Raw genomic sequence first — 17,807 nt, forward strand, 5'->3', positions numbered from 1 at the left:
GATATTTACTAACATTCTAACTTGAGTTAGTTTTTGAATTCTATGTATAATATGTGGTGGAAGTTAGAAAATAATAAAACCTAGGAAGAAGGCCAAGTTTGGAATCTTTACATTATTGATGGCTTTTATGCCTTTGCTTGCAGGTTGTACATCTAGTAAGGATGAAATTATTAAAGTTGGAGGAAATGAGGTTCCATCTCTTTATTTTGTCGTTGGTGAAAGGGAAATTCAGGAAAATAAAAAAGCACTAAGATAGGTCTAAGAACAGTGGAATTAGTTTATAAAGCAGATGTAGTTAAGAAGGAAGACCTAACCGAATATACCGAACGTTTATTAAAGGATAATTGGTTAATAACTAAGAGTATTGAAGAAACTAAAGAAGGGTATTCTTGGAAAATAAGTAAGGAATCTAAAAGGGAAGGAAATATAGTACTAATTGATATATTTTGGCCAGAGCTTAGATTGGCAAAAAATATTAATGCGCAATGGAAAATATAAAAATAATTTTGAAAAGTAGCATAATATTTCAATAATATTGTTTTTTAAATATACATGTGTTATAATACACAGAGCAAGTTATAACGGGCGGTCCTCTGTCTATAGGATATGAACGTCTATGGAGAAAGGAGGTTTATCTAATGGATGTTATTAAGATGATTGAAGCTGAACAATTAAGGGAAGATCTTCCTCAATTTAGAGCAGGAGATAGTGTTCAAGTACATTATAAAGTTAAAGAAGGTTCCCGTGAAAGAATTCAAGTTTTTGAAGGGACAGTTCTAAAGAGACAAGGTGGGGGAGCTAGAGAAACTTTTACAGTAAGAAGAATATCTTATGGTGTTGGAGTTGAAAGAACATTTCCTCTTCATTCACCAAAAATTGAAAAAATTGTTGTTACTAGAAGAGGAAAAACAAAAAGATCTAAATTATATTATTTAAGAGAAAGACAAGGTAAATCTGCAAGAGTTAAAGAAAAATCAAATTACTAAAATATTGGGGCTTATTATAGTCCCAATATTTATTTATGAATAAATAAGTTGGTGATAATATTATGAAAACGAATTGGTTTCCAGGCCATATGAAAAAAACAAAAAACTCTATAAGACAAAATGTAAATTTAGTTGATATAGTCTATATACTTATAGATGCCAGAATTCCCTATAGTAGTAATAATCCGGCAATAAAACAGTTAATTAAAAACAAACCACAGCTTATTATATTAAATAAGTCTGATTTAAGTAGTGAAAAAGGGAACTTAGAATGGATAAAATATTTTCAAGAAAACAAAATACCAGCTGTTTTAGTTAATGCAATAAGTAATAAGGGTATTAAGGATATTATAAATTATTCTTACAAACTTACAAAGGACAAAAGAGATGCCTTAAAGAAAAAAGGGGTTAAAGCTCAGCCTATGAGAGCCATGATTATTGGTATACCTAATGTAGGGAAATCTGCTTTAATAAATAGCCTTTCTGGTAGAAAAGGTGCTAGAACAGGTAATAAACCAGGTATAACTAAAGGGAATCAATGGATAAGAATTAGAAAAGATTTGGAATTACTAGATACTCCAGGAGTTTTATGGAGTGAGATTAAAGATGAGAATATTGGATTAAATTTAGCCTTTACTGGTGCTATAAAGGATGAATTATTAGAGATGGATGATTTAGCTTTCCATTTTATAGATATGGTAAAAGGTATATATCCAGAAAATTTGGAAAAAAGATATGCTATAGAGGTGGAAAGAAATTCTACTCATGATATAATATTAGAAATAGCAAAAAAACGTGGATGTATACAAAGAGGTGGAGTAGTTGATTATATGAAAGCTGGTAACTTAATAATAGATGATTTTAGAAAAGGTAAACTTGGAAGAATGACTTTAGAGTTTCCTAGTAGGAGGAGTTAGATTTGTTAAAATTAGAGCAAGAACTTTGGGACAAGGGTTGTAATTATATAGCTTGTATTGATGAAGTTGGCAGAGGCCCTTTAGCTGGTAATGTAGTAGCCTGTGCTATAATCATGCCTAAAGATTTAATAATAGAAGGGGTAAAAGATTCAAAAAAATTAACTGAAAAGAAACGTGAAAGATTGTATGATGAAATAAAGGAAAAGGCTATTGCTATAGGTATAGGAAGTATTGAACCTAAGGTTATAGACGAAATAAATATTAAAGAAAGTACAAAACTAGCTATGAAAAAGGCTGTATTAAACTTAAAAGATGAGAATGGAAAGCCTATAACTCCTGATTATTTATTAATAGATGCAGAAAAAATTGAATTACCAATTCCCCAATCAAATATAATTAAAGGTGATGCTAAATGTCATGGTATAGCATGTGCGTCTATTATAGCAAAAGTTTATAGAGATAGACAATGTAAAGTTTGGGGAGATAAATATAAAGGTTATAAAATTGAAAAAAATAAAGGATATGGGACTAAAGAACATAGAGATGCAATAAAAAAGCTAGGGCCTTCACCAATTCATAGGTTGAGCTTTTTAAAAAATATTTTACAGACCAATCCAGATTAAGTAAGAAACTCTAAAAACCTATACTTATATTATTAAAAATAAGTAGTAATTATTAAAATATTTGTTTAATTAAAATTTTTATTATGTTAAAGTGTTAATTACAAAATAGAGAGTTAAACTTATTTAATAATTAAGAAAAAGGGGAGGAAAATGAGGACAAATATAGAAAAGGGAAAGCTAGGGGAGAAAATTGCAGAAGAATATTTAGTTGCACAGGGATATAAAATTTTAGAAAAGAACTTTAGAATTAGAACTGGTGAAATAGATATAATTGCTATTAAAAATAAAATATTGGTATTTGTAGAGGTTAAAGCAAGAACTAGCACTTATTATGGACATCCCTATGAGGCAGTAAATAGGGAAAAGCAAATGAAAATAATGAGGACAGCTTTGTATTATATGAGTTTGAAAAATATGCATTATTATCAACCTAGATTTGATATAGTGGAAGTTTATATAGGGCATGATAAGAGGATAAATCATATAGATAATGCTTTTAGTATGTAGGTAATAGAAATGCTTTTTTCCCTATTCCCCAGGTAATAGATGGTAGTTTTTTTATAAAATACAATTGGTGGAAAGGAAGAGTCTATGTATTCAAAAGTGAAAACTTGCGTATTGCAAGGTCTAAATGGCTATATAGTAGATGTAGAGACGGACTTATCTAGAGGTATGCCCTGTTTTCGTATAGTTGGACTTCCTGATATCGGTATTAGGGAATCTAAAGAAAGAGTTAGAACTGCAATAAAAAATAGTAATTATTATTTCCCTTTAAACAGAATTACTGTAAATTTAGCTCCGGCCAATTTAAGAAAAGAAGGATCTCAAATTGATTTAGCAATAGCTGTAGGAATATTGTCAGCCTTAGGCATTATTCATGAAAAAAACTATGATAATACTATTTTTATAGGTGAGCTTTCTTTGGATGGACAAATTACGGCCATTGATGGTACATTACCAATGGTTATTTCTTTGAGGGAATTGGGAATTAAAAATGTAATTCTACCTTATAATAATAAAGATGAATCCTGTATGATTGAAGGAATAAATATATTCCCTGTAAAAAATTTAAGACAATTAGTGGCCTTTTTAAATGGAAAGGAAAGTTTAAAACCATATAAAGGTGGAAAAGAAAATATTTCTTCTAATAATGATGAGATCTTAGAGGATTTTAGTGATATAAAAGGACAAGAGATTCTAAAGAGATCCTTAGAAGTCGCGGCTGGCGGATTTCATAATATAATTATAATTGGGCCGCCAGGATCCGGGAAAACTATGGCAGCTAGAAGAATTCCATCTATACTACCTAAATTAGTATTTGATGAATCTATAGAAACTACTAAAATATATAGTGTATCTGGATTATTAGAACATAACTCTTTAATCGTAAAGAGACCTTTCCGTTCACCTCATCACACTGTAACTGAATCATCGCTAATTGGTGGAGGAAGAACTCCAAAACCTGGAGAAGTGTCTTTGGCTCATAATGGTGTTTTATTTTTAGATGAGTTACCCGAGTTCCAAAAAAAGGTATTAGATGCTTTGAGACAACCAATGGAAGATGGTATAGTAACTATTTCTCGTTTAAATGCTAGTCTTACATACCCTGCCAACTTTATGTTAGTTGGCAGTATGAATCCATGTCCCTGTGGTTACTATGGTGATCCTTTCCACCAATGCAATTGTACTGAAGGAAATATTGGAAGATATTTAAATAAAATTAGTCATCCACTTTTGGATAGAATAGATATCCATATAGAGGTGCTTCCAGTAGATTATAAGGATTTAAGCACAGATGTATATACTGAGTCATCGGCTACTATAAAGGAAAGGGTAAGTGAAGCTAGGGAAAGACAGCTATTTCGATATAAAGACGAAGGTATTTATTCTAATTCTCAATTAATACCCAAACTTTTAGAAAGATATTGTATACTAACTTCGGAAGCAGAAGTTATTATGAATCAAGCTTTTAATAAATTTAAATTTAGTGCAAGAAGTTATAATAAAATTTTAAAAGTATCTAGGACTATTGCTGATCTAGATATGAAAGAGAAAATAAGTGAAAAACATATTTTAGAAGCTATACAATATAGAAGTTTGGATAAAAAGTATTGGGGGTAATATAATGGGGGAAGTTACTAATAGAGGTATACTTATATGGTTAAATAGTATTAATATTGGGAACTCAACTATTGAATTATTAATGGATGAATATGATGATATTTCTAAGTTATGGCATATACCTAGTAAAGATATTATGGCTTTAAAGGGTATTAGAAAGAAGACGAAGGAGCGTATTATATATTATAGAAAACATGAATTTTTAGAGAATGTACTATCAAATATGGAGAAAAATAATGTTAATGTAGTCACTATATTTGATAATACATACCCTAAGAGTTTAAGATATATATATGGAAGTCCAAAAGTCCTATATTATAAGGGAGAATTTTCTCCCAAGGACAATTTGGCAATAGCTATTGTTGGATCTCGAAAGGCAACTAGTTATGGCATGTGGGCTGGTAAAAAAATAGCTAATGAACTATCTGGCTTAGACATAACTATTGTTAGTGGAATGGCTAATGGCATAGATACTAGTGCTCATAAAGGGGCATTAAAAGAAAATGGTAGGACCATAGCAGTGCTAGGTAGTGGTATTGATATAGTTTATCCAGCAAAAAACAAGGGACTTTATAATTCTATATGTGAAAATGGTATAGTTATATCAGAGTTTCCTCTGGGGACTAAACCTTTACCCTATAATTTTCCTCAAAGAAATAGGATTATTAGTGGCTTATCCTTAGGAGTAGTTGTAGTTGAGGCGGAAGAAAAAAGTGGCTCCTTAATCACTGCTAGTTTTGCAGCAGAACAAGGTAAAGAGATTTTTGCTGTTCCTGGCAATATAAATAGCCTATTTAGCAAGGGGACTAATAAGTTAATTAAAGATGGTGCAAAAATAGTTATGGATGTGCATGATATTATAGAAGAAATATATGAGCTACATGAAAAGATTGAGGAAATTAACGAGAAAAAGATAAATTTTTCTAATTTAAGTGGAACGGAAATTAAAATTGTGAAATGTATTAAGGAGGGTTCAACCCATTGCGATAGTATTGTATATAAAACTGGTTTAGATATTTCTACTGTAACTAGTACTTTAACAATTTTAGAGTTAAAGGGTGTTGTTGAAGAAATGCCAGGTAAAGTATATACTTTAATGTAGAATATTTGTGAATATTTGGAGGTGTGAATATTGCAAAAAAATTTAGTTATAGTTGAGTCACCTGCTAAAGCAAAGACTATTAAAAGATTTTTAGGAAAAAATTATAATGTGAAAGCTTCAGTAGGTCATGTTAGAGATTTACCTAAGAGTAAATTAGGTATAGATATAGAGAATGATTTTGAACCTAAATATATAACAATAAGAGGTAAAGGGCCAGTTGTTAAGGAATTAAAGTCTGAGGCAAAAAAATCTGATAAAATATATCTGGCTACGGACCCTGATAGAGAGGGTGAAGCTATATCTTGGCATTTAGCTTATATATTAGGATTAGATGAGAAAGACCCAATAAGAATAGAATTTAGTGAAATAACCAAGGATGCTGTTTTAAAAGCAGTAGATAAACCGAGACCTATAGATAGGAATCTAGTCGATGCTCAACAAGCCCGGAGAGCTCTTGACCGGCTAGTAGGTTATAAAATAAGCCCTTTATTATGGAGGAAAATAAGAAAAGGTTTGAGCGCAGGGCGTGTTCAATCTGTAGCTGTGAAGTTAATATGTGATAGGGAAAATGAAATTGAAGAATTTATTCCTAAAGAGTATTGGAGTATAACTGCTTATCATAGTAAAGATAAAGTAAGTTTTGAATCTAGTTTTTACGGAATAAGGAAAGGCAAAAAAGATGAGAAATTAGAACTTAAAAATAAAAAGGATGTTAATAAAGTACTAGATAGTATAGATAAAGATAAATTTATAGTAGATGAAGTAAAAACAGGTAAAAGACGTAGAAATCCTTATCCGCCATATACAACTAGTTCGCTTCAACAAGATGCATCTAGAAGATTAGGATTTTCTGCAAAAAAAACTATGGCAATTGCCCAACAATTATATGAAGGTATTGCTATTAAGGGTAAAGGTACTGAAGGTTTAATAACTTATATTAGAACGGACTCTACTAGAATATCTAATGAAGCAATAAAAGGTGCAAGAGGATATATTATTAGTAAATATGGGAAAGATTATTCAAATGGAGGTAGAAATTTTAGTAATAATTCTAAAAAAGAAACTCAAGATGCCCATGAAGGTATTAGACCTACTTCTATAGAGAAGGCACCTGATGATATAAAGGCCTCATTGACTTTAGATCAATATAAATTATATGATTTAATATGGAGAAGATTTATAGCTAGCCAGATGAGTCCCGCTGTATATAGGACTATGACTGTTAATATACTGTCTAATTCTTATGTATTTAGGTCATCTGGTTCTAAAATCATTTTTGATGGTTTTATGAAAGAATATAATATTTCTGATAAAAAAGATAGAAATTTAGAATTTCCTTTATTAGAAAAAGGTGAAATAGTAAAGCTGAATAAAATTACCCCAAAGCAACATTTTACTCAGCCGCCAGCTAGATATACAGAGGCTAGTTTAATAAAGACTTTAGAGGAACTGGGAATAGGTAGGCCAAGTACATATTCTCCTACTATTTCAACTATTTTAAACAGGGAATATGTAGTATTGATTAATAGAAGTTTTGAACCTACAGAACTAGGCGTATTAGTAAATGACTTATTAAATGAATATTTTGACAACATTATTAATGAAAAGTTTACTGCAGATATGGAGGAAAGGCTAGATAAAGTTGCTGAAGGTGGTCACTATTGGAAAGATGTTGTAAAGGATTTCTATGATGATTTTTATGTAGTTCTTGAAAAAGCAGAAAAAGAAATAGAAAAAATCGAAATAAAGGAACAAGAAACTGATGTTATTTGTGAAAAATGTGGTAGAAATATGGTGGTGAAACACGGAAGGTATGGTAAATTTCTAGCATGTCCAGGATATCCTGAGTGTAAGAATACAAAGCCTATAGTTGACAAGATAAATGTTAAATGTCCTATATGTAATGGTGAGGTAATTAAGAGAAGATCAAAAAAAGGTAGACTTTTTTATGGCTGTAGTAATTTCCCGAAATGTAATTTTATATCTTGGAATGAACCCGTTGAAGAAAAATGTCCTGATTGTGGTAGTTATATGGTTAAGAAAAAAAATAAAAAAGGAACAAATATCATATGTAGTAATAAAGAATGTGGGTATAAAAGAGTTGAAAAGGAAGAAAAATCTTAGTTTTACCAAAAAACGATATAAGTAGTTTAGTGGGAGAATAATATTCTGAAAATATTTTTTAATCCTATTGAAGGTATAATAAAATTATGATATCATGTCATTTGTTTGGGAGAAAAATAGGAGTGTGGAACTATGCTAAGAGGAACTACAATTATTGCAATTAAAAAGGGAGACAGTGTGGCTATTGCTGGTGATGGTCAAATAACTATGGGTGATAAGACCATTATGAAAAATACTGCAAAAAAAGTTAGAAAAATATATAATGATGAGGTAATTATTGGATTTGCAGGTTCTGTTGCTGATGCTTTAACATTGGCAGAAATATTAGAGGAAAAACTAGACCAACATGATGGGAATTTAGAAAGGGCTGCTATAGAACTTGCCAGAAGGTGGCGAAGTGATAAAGTCCTTAGACAATTAGAAGCAATGCTTATAGCAGGAAATAAAGAAACTTTACTTGTTATATCAGGAAATGGTGAGGTTATAAAACCAGAAGAAAATATTGCTGCTATTGGTTCCGGTGGGAATTATGCTTTAGCAGCAGGAAAAGCTTTATCTAAATATTCAAACTTACAAGTAAATGACATAGTAAAAGAAGCTTTATTAATAGCTTCATCAATATGTGTTTATACAAATGATAATATTTCAGTAGAAGTTCTCTAAGGAGATGGTAGTATGAAGAACTTAACACCAAGTCAGGTAGTTCTAGAATTAGATAAATATATAATTGGTCAAGAAAGAGCTAAAAAGGTTGTTGCTATTGCCTTAAGAAATAGATACAGAAGAAATAAATTAGATATTGAATTTAAAGAAGAAATAAAACCAAAAAATATACTAATGATGGGTCCTACAGGAGTTGGTAAAACGGAAATTGCAAGACGATTATCTAAACTTGTAGATGCACCTTTTGTGAAGGTTGAAGCAACTAAATTTACAGAGGTTGGATATATTGGTAGAGATGTAGACTCTATGGTGAGAGATTTAGTAGAAGCCTCAATAAGAATTGTTAAAGCTGAAAAACTAGACAAAGTCTATGATAAAAGCGAAGTATTAGCTGAGGAAAAAATCATACATAAGCTTGCACCTTTACCAGCAAAAAAAGTTGACACTTCTGACCCAATTGAATATTTATTTGGAGCGTTAGAAGAAGGTAAGAAAGAAGAAAAGGAAGATATAGAAAAACGCAGAAAAGAAATGGAAAATGTAAAATTCCATCAAGAAACACTAAGAAAAAAACTTAAAAATGGGGAACTTGATAATGAAATAATTGAGATAGAAGTAGAAGAATCTTTAAATTCCACTGTAGAGTATTTTAGTGGAATAGGTATGGAAGAATTAAATATTGACATGAGTGATATTTTTGGAAGTATATTACCTAAGCAAACAAGGAAGAGGAAAACTACTGTTAAGGAAGCAAAAAAGATTATTAGTGCTCAAGAAGCTCAAAAATTGGTGGATATGGATGAGGTTATAAGAGAAGCTATTAGTAGGGCAGAGGAAAATGGTATTATTTTCATTGATGAAATAGATAAGATTGCTGGTAAAGAATATGGCTCTAATGTTGATGTTTCTAGGGAAGGAGTACAAAGAGATATACTCCCTATTATTGAGGGGAGTACTGTTGTAACTAAGTATGGACCAGTAAAAACCGACTATATGTTATTTATTGCTGCTGGAGCTTTTCATGTATCAAAAGTTAGTGATTTAATACCAGAAATTCAAGGTAGATTTCCTTTAAGAGTGGAGCTAGATAGTTTAACTAAGGGAAATTTTAAAGAGATTTTAACTAAACCTAAAAATGCTTTGACAAAACAGTACCAATTGTTAATGGAAACTGAAGGGGTTAGAGTTGACTTTACTGATGAAGCTCTCGATGAAATTGCAAATTTTGCATATATCTCTAATCAGCAATCAGAAAATATTGGTGCTAGAAGACTCCATACAGTCTTAGAAAGACTATTTGAAGATATTTCTTTTAATGCACCAGATTTGGAAAATAAAGAGGTTGTAATTGATGAAAATTATGTTAAAGAAAAACTGATGAGTGAAATTCAGCAAAAAGACATATCAAAATATATATTATAAAAGGAGGATCATAATGGGTGAAGGATTGCTACAAAAAACTAGACGATTAAATAAATCACTTCAAAGTACAGGTTCAAAACCTGTTTCTTTTCCAGAGTTAAGTGATATACTTAGTGATATTTTAGATGCAAATGTATATATTGCTAGTCGAAGAGGTAGGGTTCTTGGTTATAAACTATCAACTGGTTTCGACTGTGACATTATTCAAGAAGAAGTTGTAAGAGAGAAAAGATTTCCTAAAAAATATAATGAGGGACTACTAAAGATAGTAGAAACAAGGGAAAATGTAGAGGAAATAACTGAATGTGTATTTGATCAAGTATCTGAATGTGACTATCCAGATAAAATTGCAACTATAATACCAATAAATAGCGGTGGTGCTAGATTAGGTACTTTAGTTTTAGCTAGATTTGGTAGATTGTTTACAGAAGATGATTTAGTTTTAGCTGAATACAGTGCTACAATTGTAGGTATGGAAATACTCAGGGCTAAAAGCGAGGAAGTTGAAGAAGAGGTTAGAAAAAAAGCAGTGGTACAAATGGCTATAGGAACTTTATCTTATTCTGAATTAGAAGCTATGCAACATATATTTAATGAATTAGATGGAGATGAAGGCTTACTAGTAGCAAGTAAAATTGCTGATAGAGTAGGGATAACTAGATCTGTAATAGTAAATGCTTTGAGAAAATTTGAAAGTGCAGGTGTTATAGAATCTAGGTCTCTAGGTATGAAAGGTACCCACATAAAAATACTCAATGATAAATTATTGGATGAGTTGGAAAAGGTAGCAGAATAGTAGGTTAATAACCTACTATTTTTTATTGTATAAAATATAATTATAACTAAGTTTATATAATTTAAATAAAAAGTTTCTTTTATAATAGAAATAGTTGATATAATATATAGGCATATGGCGTAATTTATACCTAAAACGGTTATTAAATTTAAAAAATAATGGGTAAATGTCAAATATATATGCAAAAGGCTAAATTTATTAATACGGGGAGGTTATAAAATGTCTGAAGGAATATTAATTGTAGATGATACAAACTTTATGAGAATGATGCTAAAAGATATTTTAACGAAAAATGGTTTCCAAGTAATTGGTGAGGCTGGAAATGGTGCTATGGCCATAGAAAAGTATAAAGAATTGAAACCAACTTTAGTCATAATGGATATTACTATGCCTGAGGTAGATGGTATTCAGGCAGTAAAAGAAATTAAAAAAATTGATGAAGATGCAAATATTATTATGTCTTCTTCAATGGGACAACAGTCTATGGTTATTGAAGCAGTTCAGGCGGGGGCAAAAGATTTTATAGTCAAACCTTTTCAGGCAGATAAGGTAGTGGAAGCAGTGAAAAAATTTATATAACTACAATTACTATAGATATATTACCACTATAAAAATGGAGGTGTCACTAGTGGATTTAGATATTAATCAATATTTAGATATATTTGTTAAAGAGTCAAAAGAACATTTACAAAATATGGAGTATTTTTTATTAGAATTAGAAAAAGATTCTTCCAATAAGAAATTATTACAGGAGTTATTTAGAATAACCCATACTTTAAAAAATATGTCTGGAACTATGGGATTTACAAATGTAGCTGGTTTAACTCAAATTATGGAGAATGTTTTAGATGATCTTAGAAATGATAAAATTAATATAGATACTAATATTATAGATGTATTATTTCAGTGTTTCTATGAATTAGAGTATTCCATAAAAAATATTGATGAAGTTGGAGAGGAAGATAGTAAGGATTATGAAAATGTAGTAATTTTACTTAGAAAAGTCCTAAATAAAAATAAGAAAAAACTAATAGATTCTCCCAAAAATAATAATGAAAAAATTAATATAGATAAGGATGTTTTAAACCTTATTAATAGTGGGACAAAGAAAGATCTAAATAGTTATAAAATATCTATAAAATTGCAAGACGATTGTATGCTAAAGTCTGCAAGGGCTTTTGTTATTTTAAATACTGTAAAAAAATTTGCAAGGATTATATCTTCCAATCCTTCAGCTGAGGATATTGAAAATGAAAAATTTAATCTAGAATTTAAGATACTTATTATTACAAAATATAATGAGAAGGAAATTGAAAAAGAATTATTAAACATTGTTGAAGTAGATGAAGTGAATATTCTACCTATTAATCCAGATAAAAATGTTAAAATTGAAACTGATAATTCTAAAAATGGCGAAAAGAAAAAAGTAGCATCAAAAGAATTATATAAAGAGAAAAATGAAGTAGTAAATAAATCTAATGAAGCTGTAAAGGTAGATATTAATAGATTAGATGATTTATCAAGTTTAGTACATGAGTTGATAACCATAAAAGATAGAATGAAAGATTCAAGTAATATATTAAATAGGGGAGATATAGAGGAAATTATAGGGGATTTAGAAAAGGTAACAGCTAGTTTACATAATACTCTTATGAAAGTTAGGGTGCCATCAATTGTATCTATTATAGAAGTTTTATTAATTGGATTGGAGGATGGAATATTTGCTATTCCTTTAAGTTCTATATCTGAGATAGGTAATGTTAACATTAATGATATAAAAAGTGTACAGGGGCAGGAAACTATATTATATGGTGGAGAGACTTTGCCTCTTATAAGGTTGAACAAGTTAATGGGAATAGATAATAAATTATATTCTAAGGAAGTTAAAATAGTAGTTCTTAGAAAAGGAGATAGACAAATAGCTCTGTTAGCTGATAATTTAATTGGACAAGAGGAGGTTGTAATAAGGCCTTTAGGCAAATATTTAAGAGAAACGAAGTATTTGGCCGGAGCAACTATCCTTGGAAATGGAAAAATAGCATTAATACTAGATGTAAATTCATTATTTTAGAGAGGTGGATTATTATGGCCTTTGGCATTGAAGAAAAATATGTAATTTTTAAGCTTGACAATAGGGATTATGGGCTAAATATAGAAAATGTACTTTCTATTGAAAAGATGCAGGAATGTACTAAAGTACCAAATGCACCTTCTTTTATAAAGGGAGTTATAAATTTAAGGGGAGAGATAGTTCCTATTATAGATTTAAAAGATAAACTTGGTATTGGTAAGATTGAAATAGATTCAGATACTAGGGTAATTATAGTATCAGATGAAAAGAATACTGTTGGACTTATAGTAGAATATTCTTCCGAAATTTTGCAAATCAATGATAATGGAATAAATAGGCCATTGGTAATTGAAGAGAATAATTTTAACGAATATATTAAAGATATTGGTAAAGTTAATAATAGGGTGATTATGATAGTAGATTTAGAAAAATTGTTGAAAAATTAATGATGCCACTTTAAGTAAGAAATTTAGGATTTGTTGTTGATAATTTTTTTAGTATATGGTATACTACTAGAGTAATTACGCACACCCTTGGACTCTTGAAGATGTGCCTGTTAATGGTCCTTTTGGAGTAGGAAGAGGGTGGAGGAATAAAACACGGAGGTGAAAGTATGTCAGTAGTTACAATGAAAAGTTTACTAGAAGCGGGTGTTCATTTTGGCCATCAAACAAGAAGATGGAATCCTAAAATGGATGAATATATTTTTACGGAAAGAAATGGTATCTATATAATTGATTTGCAACAAACTGTAAAAATGATTGATGATGCTTACAATTTTATTAGAGAAATTGCAGAAAACGATGGTGAAATTTTATTTGTTGGTACTAAAAAACAAGCTCAGGAAGCCATTGAGACAGAAGCAAAAAGATGTGGTATGCACTATGTTAGTCAAAGATGGTTAGGTGGAATGTTGACTAATTATAAAACTATTAGAAAACGTGTAGACAGACTTCATGAGTTAAACAAAATGGAAGAAGAGGGAATATTTGAAGTACTACCTAAAAAAGAAGTTATGCAATTAAAACATGAGGCTGATAGACTTGAAAAGTTCTTAGGTGGTATAAAAACTATGGATAAGCTTCCAGATGCAGTTTATGTTGTAGACCCAAGAAAAGAAAGAATTGCTGTAAGAGAAGCTCAAATCTTAGGCATTCCTGTTATAGCTATTGTAGATACAAATTGTGATCCAGATGAAATTGATTACGTTATTCCTGGAAATGATGATGCTATAAGAGCAGTTAAGCTTATAACTGAAACAGTGGCTAATGCAGTATTAGAAGGTAAACAAGGGGAACAATTAGATATAGAAGAATAATCAATTTATAAAAGGTAAGGGTTTTATAAAGGGATCTTCCCTTACAACTCTTACCCTTTTTACAATATAGGAGGGAAAAGATGAAAATAAGTGCAGCTTTAGTAAAGGAATTAAGAGAAAAAACTGGTGCAGGAATGTTAGATTGTAAAAATACCTTAGTGGAAACTGATGGTGATATAGATGAAGCAATAGTTCTTCTAAGAGAAAAAGGATTATTAAAAGCAGCTAAAAAATCTGACAGAATTGCAGCTGAAGGCCTTGTGGATGCATATATACATAATGGCAGAATTGGTGTATTAGTTGAAGTAAATTCAGAAACGGATTTTGTTGCTAAAACTGATGAATTTAAAAAATTTGTTAAAGACATAGCGATGCAAGTAGCTGCATCAAATCCTACGTATGTTGCAAAAGAAGATGTACCAGAAGCAGAAATAGAAAAAGAAAAAGAAATTTTACTTCAACAAGCAATAAATGAAGGGAAACCTGAACATATTGCTGAGAAAATAGTATCTGGTAGAATTGCGAAATATTATGAAGAAGTATGTTTACTTGAACAACCTTATATAAAGGATGGCGACAAGAAGATTAAAGATTTATTAAATGAAAAAATATCAACAATAGGTGAAAATATAAAAATAAGAAGATTTGAACGATTTGTAGTTGGAGAAGGACTAGAAAAAAGGGAAGAAGATTTTGCTGCAGAAGTTGAAAAACAAATGGAAAAGTAATCAAAAAATAATTTATTGTATTAATGGAGAACAATATTGTTCTCCATTAATACAATAGAAACTAAATGAGCATTAAGGAGTGTTAATATGTCCCAACCAAAATATAAAAGAGTAATTTTAAAACTAAGTGGCGAGGCATTAGCTGGTGATAAAGGATTTGGACTGGATGAGAAAACTATTTCTACTATATCTGAAGAAGTAAAAAAAATTCATGAAATTGGAGTAGAAGTAAGTATTGTAGTTGGCGGAGGAAATTTTTGGAGAGGGCGTAGTGCTAAACAAATGGATAGAACTACATCAGATTATATGGGAATGTTAGGAACTGTCATAAATGGACTTGCTTTACAAGAGGCCCTAGAAAAAAAGGGCGTAAAAACTAGAGTTCAAACAGCTATAGAAATGAGACAAATTGCCGAACCCTATATTAGAAGAAAAGCAATTAGACATTTAGAAAAAAATAGAGTAGTAATATTTGCAGCTGGTTCAGGTAACCCTTACTTTTCAACAGATACAGCTGCCGCTCTAAGGGCTGCTGAAATCGAAGCAGAGGTAATATTATTAGCAAAAAAAGGTGTAGATGGAGTTTATGATTCAGATCCTAATGAAAATTTCTCAGCTAAAAAATTTGAAAATTTACGTTACATAGATATATTAAATATGGGATTAGGAGTAATAGATTCTACTGCTACTTCATTATGTATGGATAATAACATTCCTTTGATAGTTTTTGGCATTGATGAACCGGACAATATTGTTAATGTTGTTCTAGGTAAAAAAATTGGTACACATATTAAGGAGGAATAAATATGTATTTAGATGTTCATAAGGAAACAGAAGAAAAAATGGAAAACTCAATTAATGCTTTTAAAGATGAGCTTATGGGCATTAGGGTAGGAAGGGCTAATCCAGCCTTACTTAGTAAAATTACTGTTGAATCCTATGGTGTAATGACTCCTCTAAATCAAGTTTCTAGTATTTCTGCGCCAGAACCAAGATTATTAGTAATACAACCTTGGGACCCAAATTTAATACCTGAGATTGAAAAGGCTATTTTAAAATCAGATTTAGGTTTAAATCCTTCAAATGATGGAAAACTTGTAAGATTGCCTATCCCTCAGCTAACAGAAGAAAGAAGAAGAGATTTAGCTAAAGTAGTAGGTAAAAATGCTGAGAATGCTAAAATAGCAGTAAGAAATACTAGAAGAGAAGCTAATGATAAAATTAAAAAAATGGAAAAAAACAAAGAAATTAGCGAAGATGAACAAAAATTAGCTGAAGAAGAGGTACAAAAAATTACTGATAGGTATATTGAGGAAATTGATAAGATAACTAAGGTAAAAGAAGAAGAATTGATGGAGATTTAAAATTACCCCCTTCTTAAAAAGAAGGGGTTTTTGCTGATTGGAGGCCTTATAGTATGAAAAAGAAGGATAAATTGAGATCACAAATAGATATGAATAATTTGCCGAAGCATATAGCTATTATTATGGATGGAAATGGAAGATGGGCGAAAAAAAGGCATATGCCAAGAAACTATGGGCATCAGGTAGGTGTAGAAAGAGTTAAAGAAATAGTTGAAGTGGCTGGTAATATAGGGATAGAACATTTAACTTTATATGCTTTTTCTACTGAGAATTGGAAAAGGCCAGAGACCGAAATAGAAGGGCTTATGAAATTACTAGTTCATTATATTAAATATGAATTAAATAGAATTCATAGAAATAATGTTAAAATAATAATTTTAGGAGATTATTCTAAACTTCCAGAAGCTCCTAGAAAGGAAGTAGAAAGGGCTGTGGAAAAAACTAAAAATAATACGGGTATGATTCTTAATATTGGATTAAACTATGGCGGTAGAGATGAAATAATTTATGGTGTAAAAAATTTATTAAGAGATGTAAAAATGGGTAAAATGGATATAGATGATTTAAATGAGAATACTTTCTCTAATTATTTATATACTAAAGATCAACCAGATCCGGATTTACTTATTAGACCTAGTGGTGAATTGAGGGTTAGTAATTTTTTACTATATCAAATAGCATATACTGAATTTTTGTTTTCAAATATTTATTGGCCGGATTTTGATGAGGAAAAGTTTTACCAGGCAATTGTTGATTATCAAAATAGGGAAAGACGGTTTGGGGGAATTTAAGTGAAAGAGCTATTAATTAGAAGTATTAGTGGGATAGTAGGTCTTATTTTAATAATATTTATAACCATGAAAGGTGGAGCTTTATTAAGCGGTTTAGTTTTATTACTTTCTTTAGTAGGACTTTATGAGTTTTATACAGCATTAGAAAATGTAAAATATAAACCCATAAAAATTATAGGGTATTTATTTGCTATAGCATTGTTTTTTAGAAATTTGGCATTTAATTTATTATCTTTAGAATTTTTAATAGCAATTTTTCTTACTTTACTATTAATAATACCTGTTTTCAAAAAAGAAGTAAGTTTCCAGGATACTGCTGTTACTTTTCTTAGTATGTTTTATATACCATTTTTTTTGAATCATATTGTATATCTAGACAAAGTAAAATATATATGGCTAGTTTATATAATTGCTTGGGGAACTGATACCTTTGCCTATATATCTGGAAATTTATTCGGTACAAAAAAATTATGCCCTAGTATTAGCCCAAATAAGACAATTGGGGGCTCAATAGGCGGGGTATTAGGTAGTGTATTATTGACTGTATTGTTTTCAAAATTTATGGGGTTGAAGGAAATAGGGGCTTTAATCATACTGGGAATAGTAGTTTCAATAATAGCACAACTAGGGGATTTAGCAGCATCAAAAATAAAAAGGGCTACTAAAATAAAGGATTTTGGAAATATAATTCCTGGTCATGGTGGAGTTTTAGATAGATTTGATAGCATACTTTTAACCGCACCAGCAGTATATTATTATATAAAATACTTTTTTACTTAGG

At 30.3% G+C, this 17,807-nt stretch carries 21 protein-coding genes; all 21 read left to right on the top strand.

The window, feature by feature from the left end:
• The first annotated feature begins 115 nt into the window (after window positions 1–115).
• The 21 genes from VK071_10495 to VK071_10595 all read left to right on the top strand — a co-directional run bounded on the left by VK071_10495 (window position 116) and on the right by VK071_10595 (window position 17,806).
• Entirely contained in the window at window positions 116–256 is a 141-nt protein-coding gene (locus tag VK071_10495) for a hypothetical protein (protein ID HLR35737.1), read from the top strand.
• An 11-nt stretch (window positions 257–267) separates the two neighbouring features.
• Entirely contained in the window at window positions 268–498 is a 231-nt protein-coding gene (locus tag VK071_10500) for a hypothetical protein (protein HLR35738.1), read from the top strand.
• Window positions 499–638: 140 nt separating this feature from the next.
• Window positions 639–986 (top strand): 50S ribosomal protein L19, encoded by a 348-nt coding sequence (rplS, locus tag VK071_10505; GenBank protein HLR35739.1) that lies wholly within the window; start codon window positions 639–641, stop codon window positions 984–986.
• 62 nt (window positions 987–1,048) lie between these two features.
• Entirely contained in the window at window positions 1,049–1,903 is an 855-nt protein-coding gene (ylqF, locus tag VK071_10510; GenBank protein HLR35740.1) for a ribosome biogenesis GTPase YlqF, read from the top strand.
• 2 nt (window positions 1,904–1,905) lie between these two features.
• Window positions 1,906–2,526: a ribonuclease HII gene (locus VK071_10515; GenBank protein HLR35741.1), complete on the top strand. Its 621-nt coding sequence runs from the start codon at window positions 1,906–1,908 to the stop codon at window positions 2,524–2,526.
• 150 nt (window positions 2,527–2,676) lie between these two features.
• The gene (locus VK071_10520) at window positions 2,677–3,033 is read left to right on the top strand and encodes a YraN family protein (protein HLR35742.1); all 357 of its coding nucleotides are present in this window, start codon (window positions 2,677–2,679) and stop codon (window positions 3,031–3,033) included.
• Window positions 3,034–3,117: 84 nt separating this feature from the next.
• Window positions 3,118–4,647: a YifB family Mg chelatase-like AAA ATPase gene (locus VK071_10525; protein ID HLR35743.1), complete on the top strand. Its 1,530-nt coding sequence runs from the start codon at window positions 3,118–3,120 to the stop codon at window positions 4,645–4,647.
• A gap of 4 nt (window positions 4,648–4,651) precedes the next feature.
• Window positions 4,652–5,749 carry a DNA-processing protein DprA gene (gene dprA, locus VK071_10530; protein HLR35744.1) on the top strand — a complete coding sequence of 366 codons (1,098 nt, stop codon included), beginning with the start codon at window positions 4,652–4,654 and terminating at the stop codon, window positions 5,747–5,749.
• 30 nt (window positions 5,750–5,779) lie between these two features.
• The gene (gene topA / locus VK071_10535; protein ID HLR35745.1) at window positions 5,780–7,873 is read left to right on the top strand and encodes a type I DNA topoisomerase; all 2,094 of its coding nucleotides are present in this window, start codon (window positions 5,780–5,782) and stop codon (window positions 7,871–7,873) included.
• A 132-nt stretch (window positions 7,874–8,005) separates the two neighbouring features.
• Window positions 8,006–8,536 (top strand): ATP-dependent protease subunit HslV, encoded by a 531-nt coding sequence (gene hslV, locus VK071_10540; protein ID HLR35746.1) that lies wholly within the window; start codon window positions 8,006–8,008, stop codon window positions 8,534–8,536.
• A gap of 12 nt (window positions 8,537–8,548) precedes the next feature.
• On the top strand, window positions 8,549–9,958 hold the full coding sequence (gene hslU, locus VK071_10545) for an ATP-dependent protease ATPase subunit HslU (protein ID HLR35747.1): 1,410 nt from the start codon (window positions 8,549–8,551) through the stop codon (window positions 9,956–9,958).
• A gap of 13 nt (window positions 9,959–9,971) precedes the next feature.
• Window positions 9,972–10,754: a GTP-sensing pleiotropic transcriptional regulator CodY gene (codY, locus tag VK071_10550; GenBank protein HLR35748.1), complete on the top strand. Its 783-nt coding sequence runs from the start codon at window positions 9,972–9,974 to the stop codon at window positions 10,752–10,754.
• A 219-nt stretch (window positions 10,755–10,973) separates the two neighbouring features.
• On the top strand, window positions 10,974–11,333 hold the full coding sequence (locus tag VK071_10555; GenBank protein ID HLR35749.1) for a response regulator: 360 nt from the start codon (window positions 10,974–10,976) through the stop codon (window positions 11,331–11,333).
• Between the two features lie 49 nt (window positions 11,334–11,382).
• Entirely contained in the window at window positions 11,383–12,825 is a 1,443-nt protein-coding gene (locus VK071_10560) for a chemotaxis protein CheW (GenBank protein ID HLR35750.1), read from the top strand.
• Between the two features lie 14 nt (window positions 12,826–12,839).
• The gene (locus VK071_10565; protein ID HLR35751.1) at window positions 12,840–13,271 is read left to right on the top strand and encodes a chemotaxis protein CheW; all 432 of its coding nucleotides are present in this window, start codon (window positions 12,840–12,842) and stop codon (window positions 13,269–13,271) included.
• A 167-nt stretch (window positions 13,272–13,438) separates the two neighbouring features.
• Window positions 13,439–14,143, top strand: coding sequence for a 30S ribosomal protein S2 (gene rpsB, locus VK071_10570; GenBank protein HLR35752.1), 705 nt, complete (start codon window positions 13,439–13,441; stop codon window positions 14,141–14,143).
• A gap of 80 nt (window positions 14,144–14,223) precedes the next feature.
• Window positions 14,224–14,871, top strand: a complete 648-nt coding sequence (tsf, locus tag VK071_10575) for a translation elongation factor Ts (protein HLR35753.1) — start codon at window positions 14,224–14,226, stop codon at window positions 14,869–14,871.
• Between the two features lie 87 nt (window positions 14,872–14,958).
• On the top strand, window positions 14,959–15,675 hold the full coding sequence (gene pyrH / locus VK071_10580; GenBank protein HLR35754.1) for a UMP kinase: 717 nt from the start codon (window positions 14,959–14,961) through the stop codon (window positions 15,673–15,675).
• Window positions 15,676–15,677: 2 nt separating this feature from the next.
• Window positions 15,678–16,235 carry a ribosome recycling factor gene (gene frr, locus VK071_10585; GenBank protein ID HLR35755.1) on the top strand — a complete coding sequence of 186 codons (558 nt, stop codon included), beginning with the start codon at window positions 15,678–15,680 and terminating at the stop codon, window positions 16,233–16,235.
• Between the two features lie 53 nt (window positions 16,236–16,288).
• The gene (locus VK071_10590) at window positions 16,289–17,026 is read left to right on the top strand and encodes an isoprenyl transferase (GenBank protein HLR35756.1); all 738 of its coding nucleotides are present in this window, start codon (window positions 16,289–16,291) and stop codon (window positions 17,024–17,026) included.
• Window positions 17,027–17,806 (top strand): phosphatidate cytidylyltransferase, encoded by a 780-nt coding sequence (locus VK071_10595; protein ID HLR35757.1) that lies wholly within the window; start codon window positions 17,027–17,029, stop codon window positions 17,804–17,806.
• Window position 17,807: the final 1 nt, after the last annotated feature.

This window comes from Tissierellales bacterium, assembly GCA_035301805.1.
Lineage (GTDB): Bacteria > Bacillota > Clostridia > Tissierellales > DATGTQ01 > DATGTQ01.

What these genes read in the sequence shown, in the direction of transcription:
- rplS (HLR35739.1), top strand. Translation starts at nt 639, where the DNA reads ATGGATGTTATTAAGATGATTGAAGCTGAACAATTAAGGGAAGATCTT.
- ylqF (HLR35740.1), top strand. Translation starts at nt 1,049, where the DNA reads ATGAAAACGAATTGGTTTCCAGGCCATATGAAAAAAACAAAAAACTCT.
- VK071_10520 (HLR35742.1), top strand. Translation starts at nt 2,677, where the DNA reads ATGAGGACAAATATAGAAAAGGGAAAGCTAGGGGAGAAAATTGCAGAA.
- VK071_10525 (HLR35743.1), top strand. Translation starts at nt 3,118, where the DNA reads ATGTATTCAAAAGTGAAAACTTGCGTATTGCAAGGTCTAAATGGCTAT.
- dprA (HLR35744.1), top strand. Translation starts at nt 4,652, where the DNA reads ATGGGGGAAGTTACTAATAGAGGTATACTTATATGGTTAAATAGTATT.
- hslV (HLR35746.1), top strand. Translation starts at nt 8,006, where the DNA reads ATGCTAAGAGGAACTACAATTATTGCAATTAAAAAGGGAGACAGTGTG.
- hslU (HLR35747.1), top strand. Translation starts at nt 8,549, where the DNA reads ATGAAGAACTTAACACCAAGTCAGGTAGTTCTAGAATTAGATAAATAT.
- codY (HLR35748.1), top strand. Translation starts at nt 9,972, where the DNA reads ATGGGTGAAGGATTGCTACAAAAAACTAGACGATTAAATAAATCACTT.
- VK071_10555 (HLR35749.1), top strand. Translation starts at nt 10,974, where the DNA reads ATGTCTGAAGGAATATTAATTGTAGATGATACAAACTTTATGAGAATG.
- VK071_10565 (HLR35751.1), top strand. Translation starts at nt 12,840, where the DNA reads ATGGCCTTTGGCATTGAAGAAAAATATGTAATTTTTAAGCTTGACAAT.
- rpsB (HLR35752.1), top strand. Translation starts at nt 13,439, where the DNA reads ATGTCAGTAGTTACAATGAAAAGTTTACTAGAAGCGGGTGTTCATTTT.
- tsf (HLR35753.1), top strand. Translation starts at nt 14,224, where the DNA reads ATGAAAATAAGTGCAGCTTTAGTAAAGGAATTAAGAGAAAAAACTGGT.
- pyrH (HLR35754.1), top strand. Translation starts at nt 14,959, where the DNA reads ATGTCCCAACCAAAATATAAAAGAGTAATTTTAAAACTAAGTGGCGAG.
- frr (HLR35755.1), top strand. Translation starts at nt 15,678, where the DNA reads ATGTATTTAGATGTTCATAAGGAAACAGAAGAAAAAATGGAAAACTCA.
- VK071_10590 (HLR35756.1), top strand. Translation starts at nt 16,289, where the DNA reads ATGAAAAAGAAGGATAAATTGAGATCACAAATAGATATGAATAATTTG.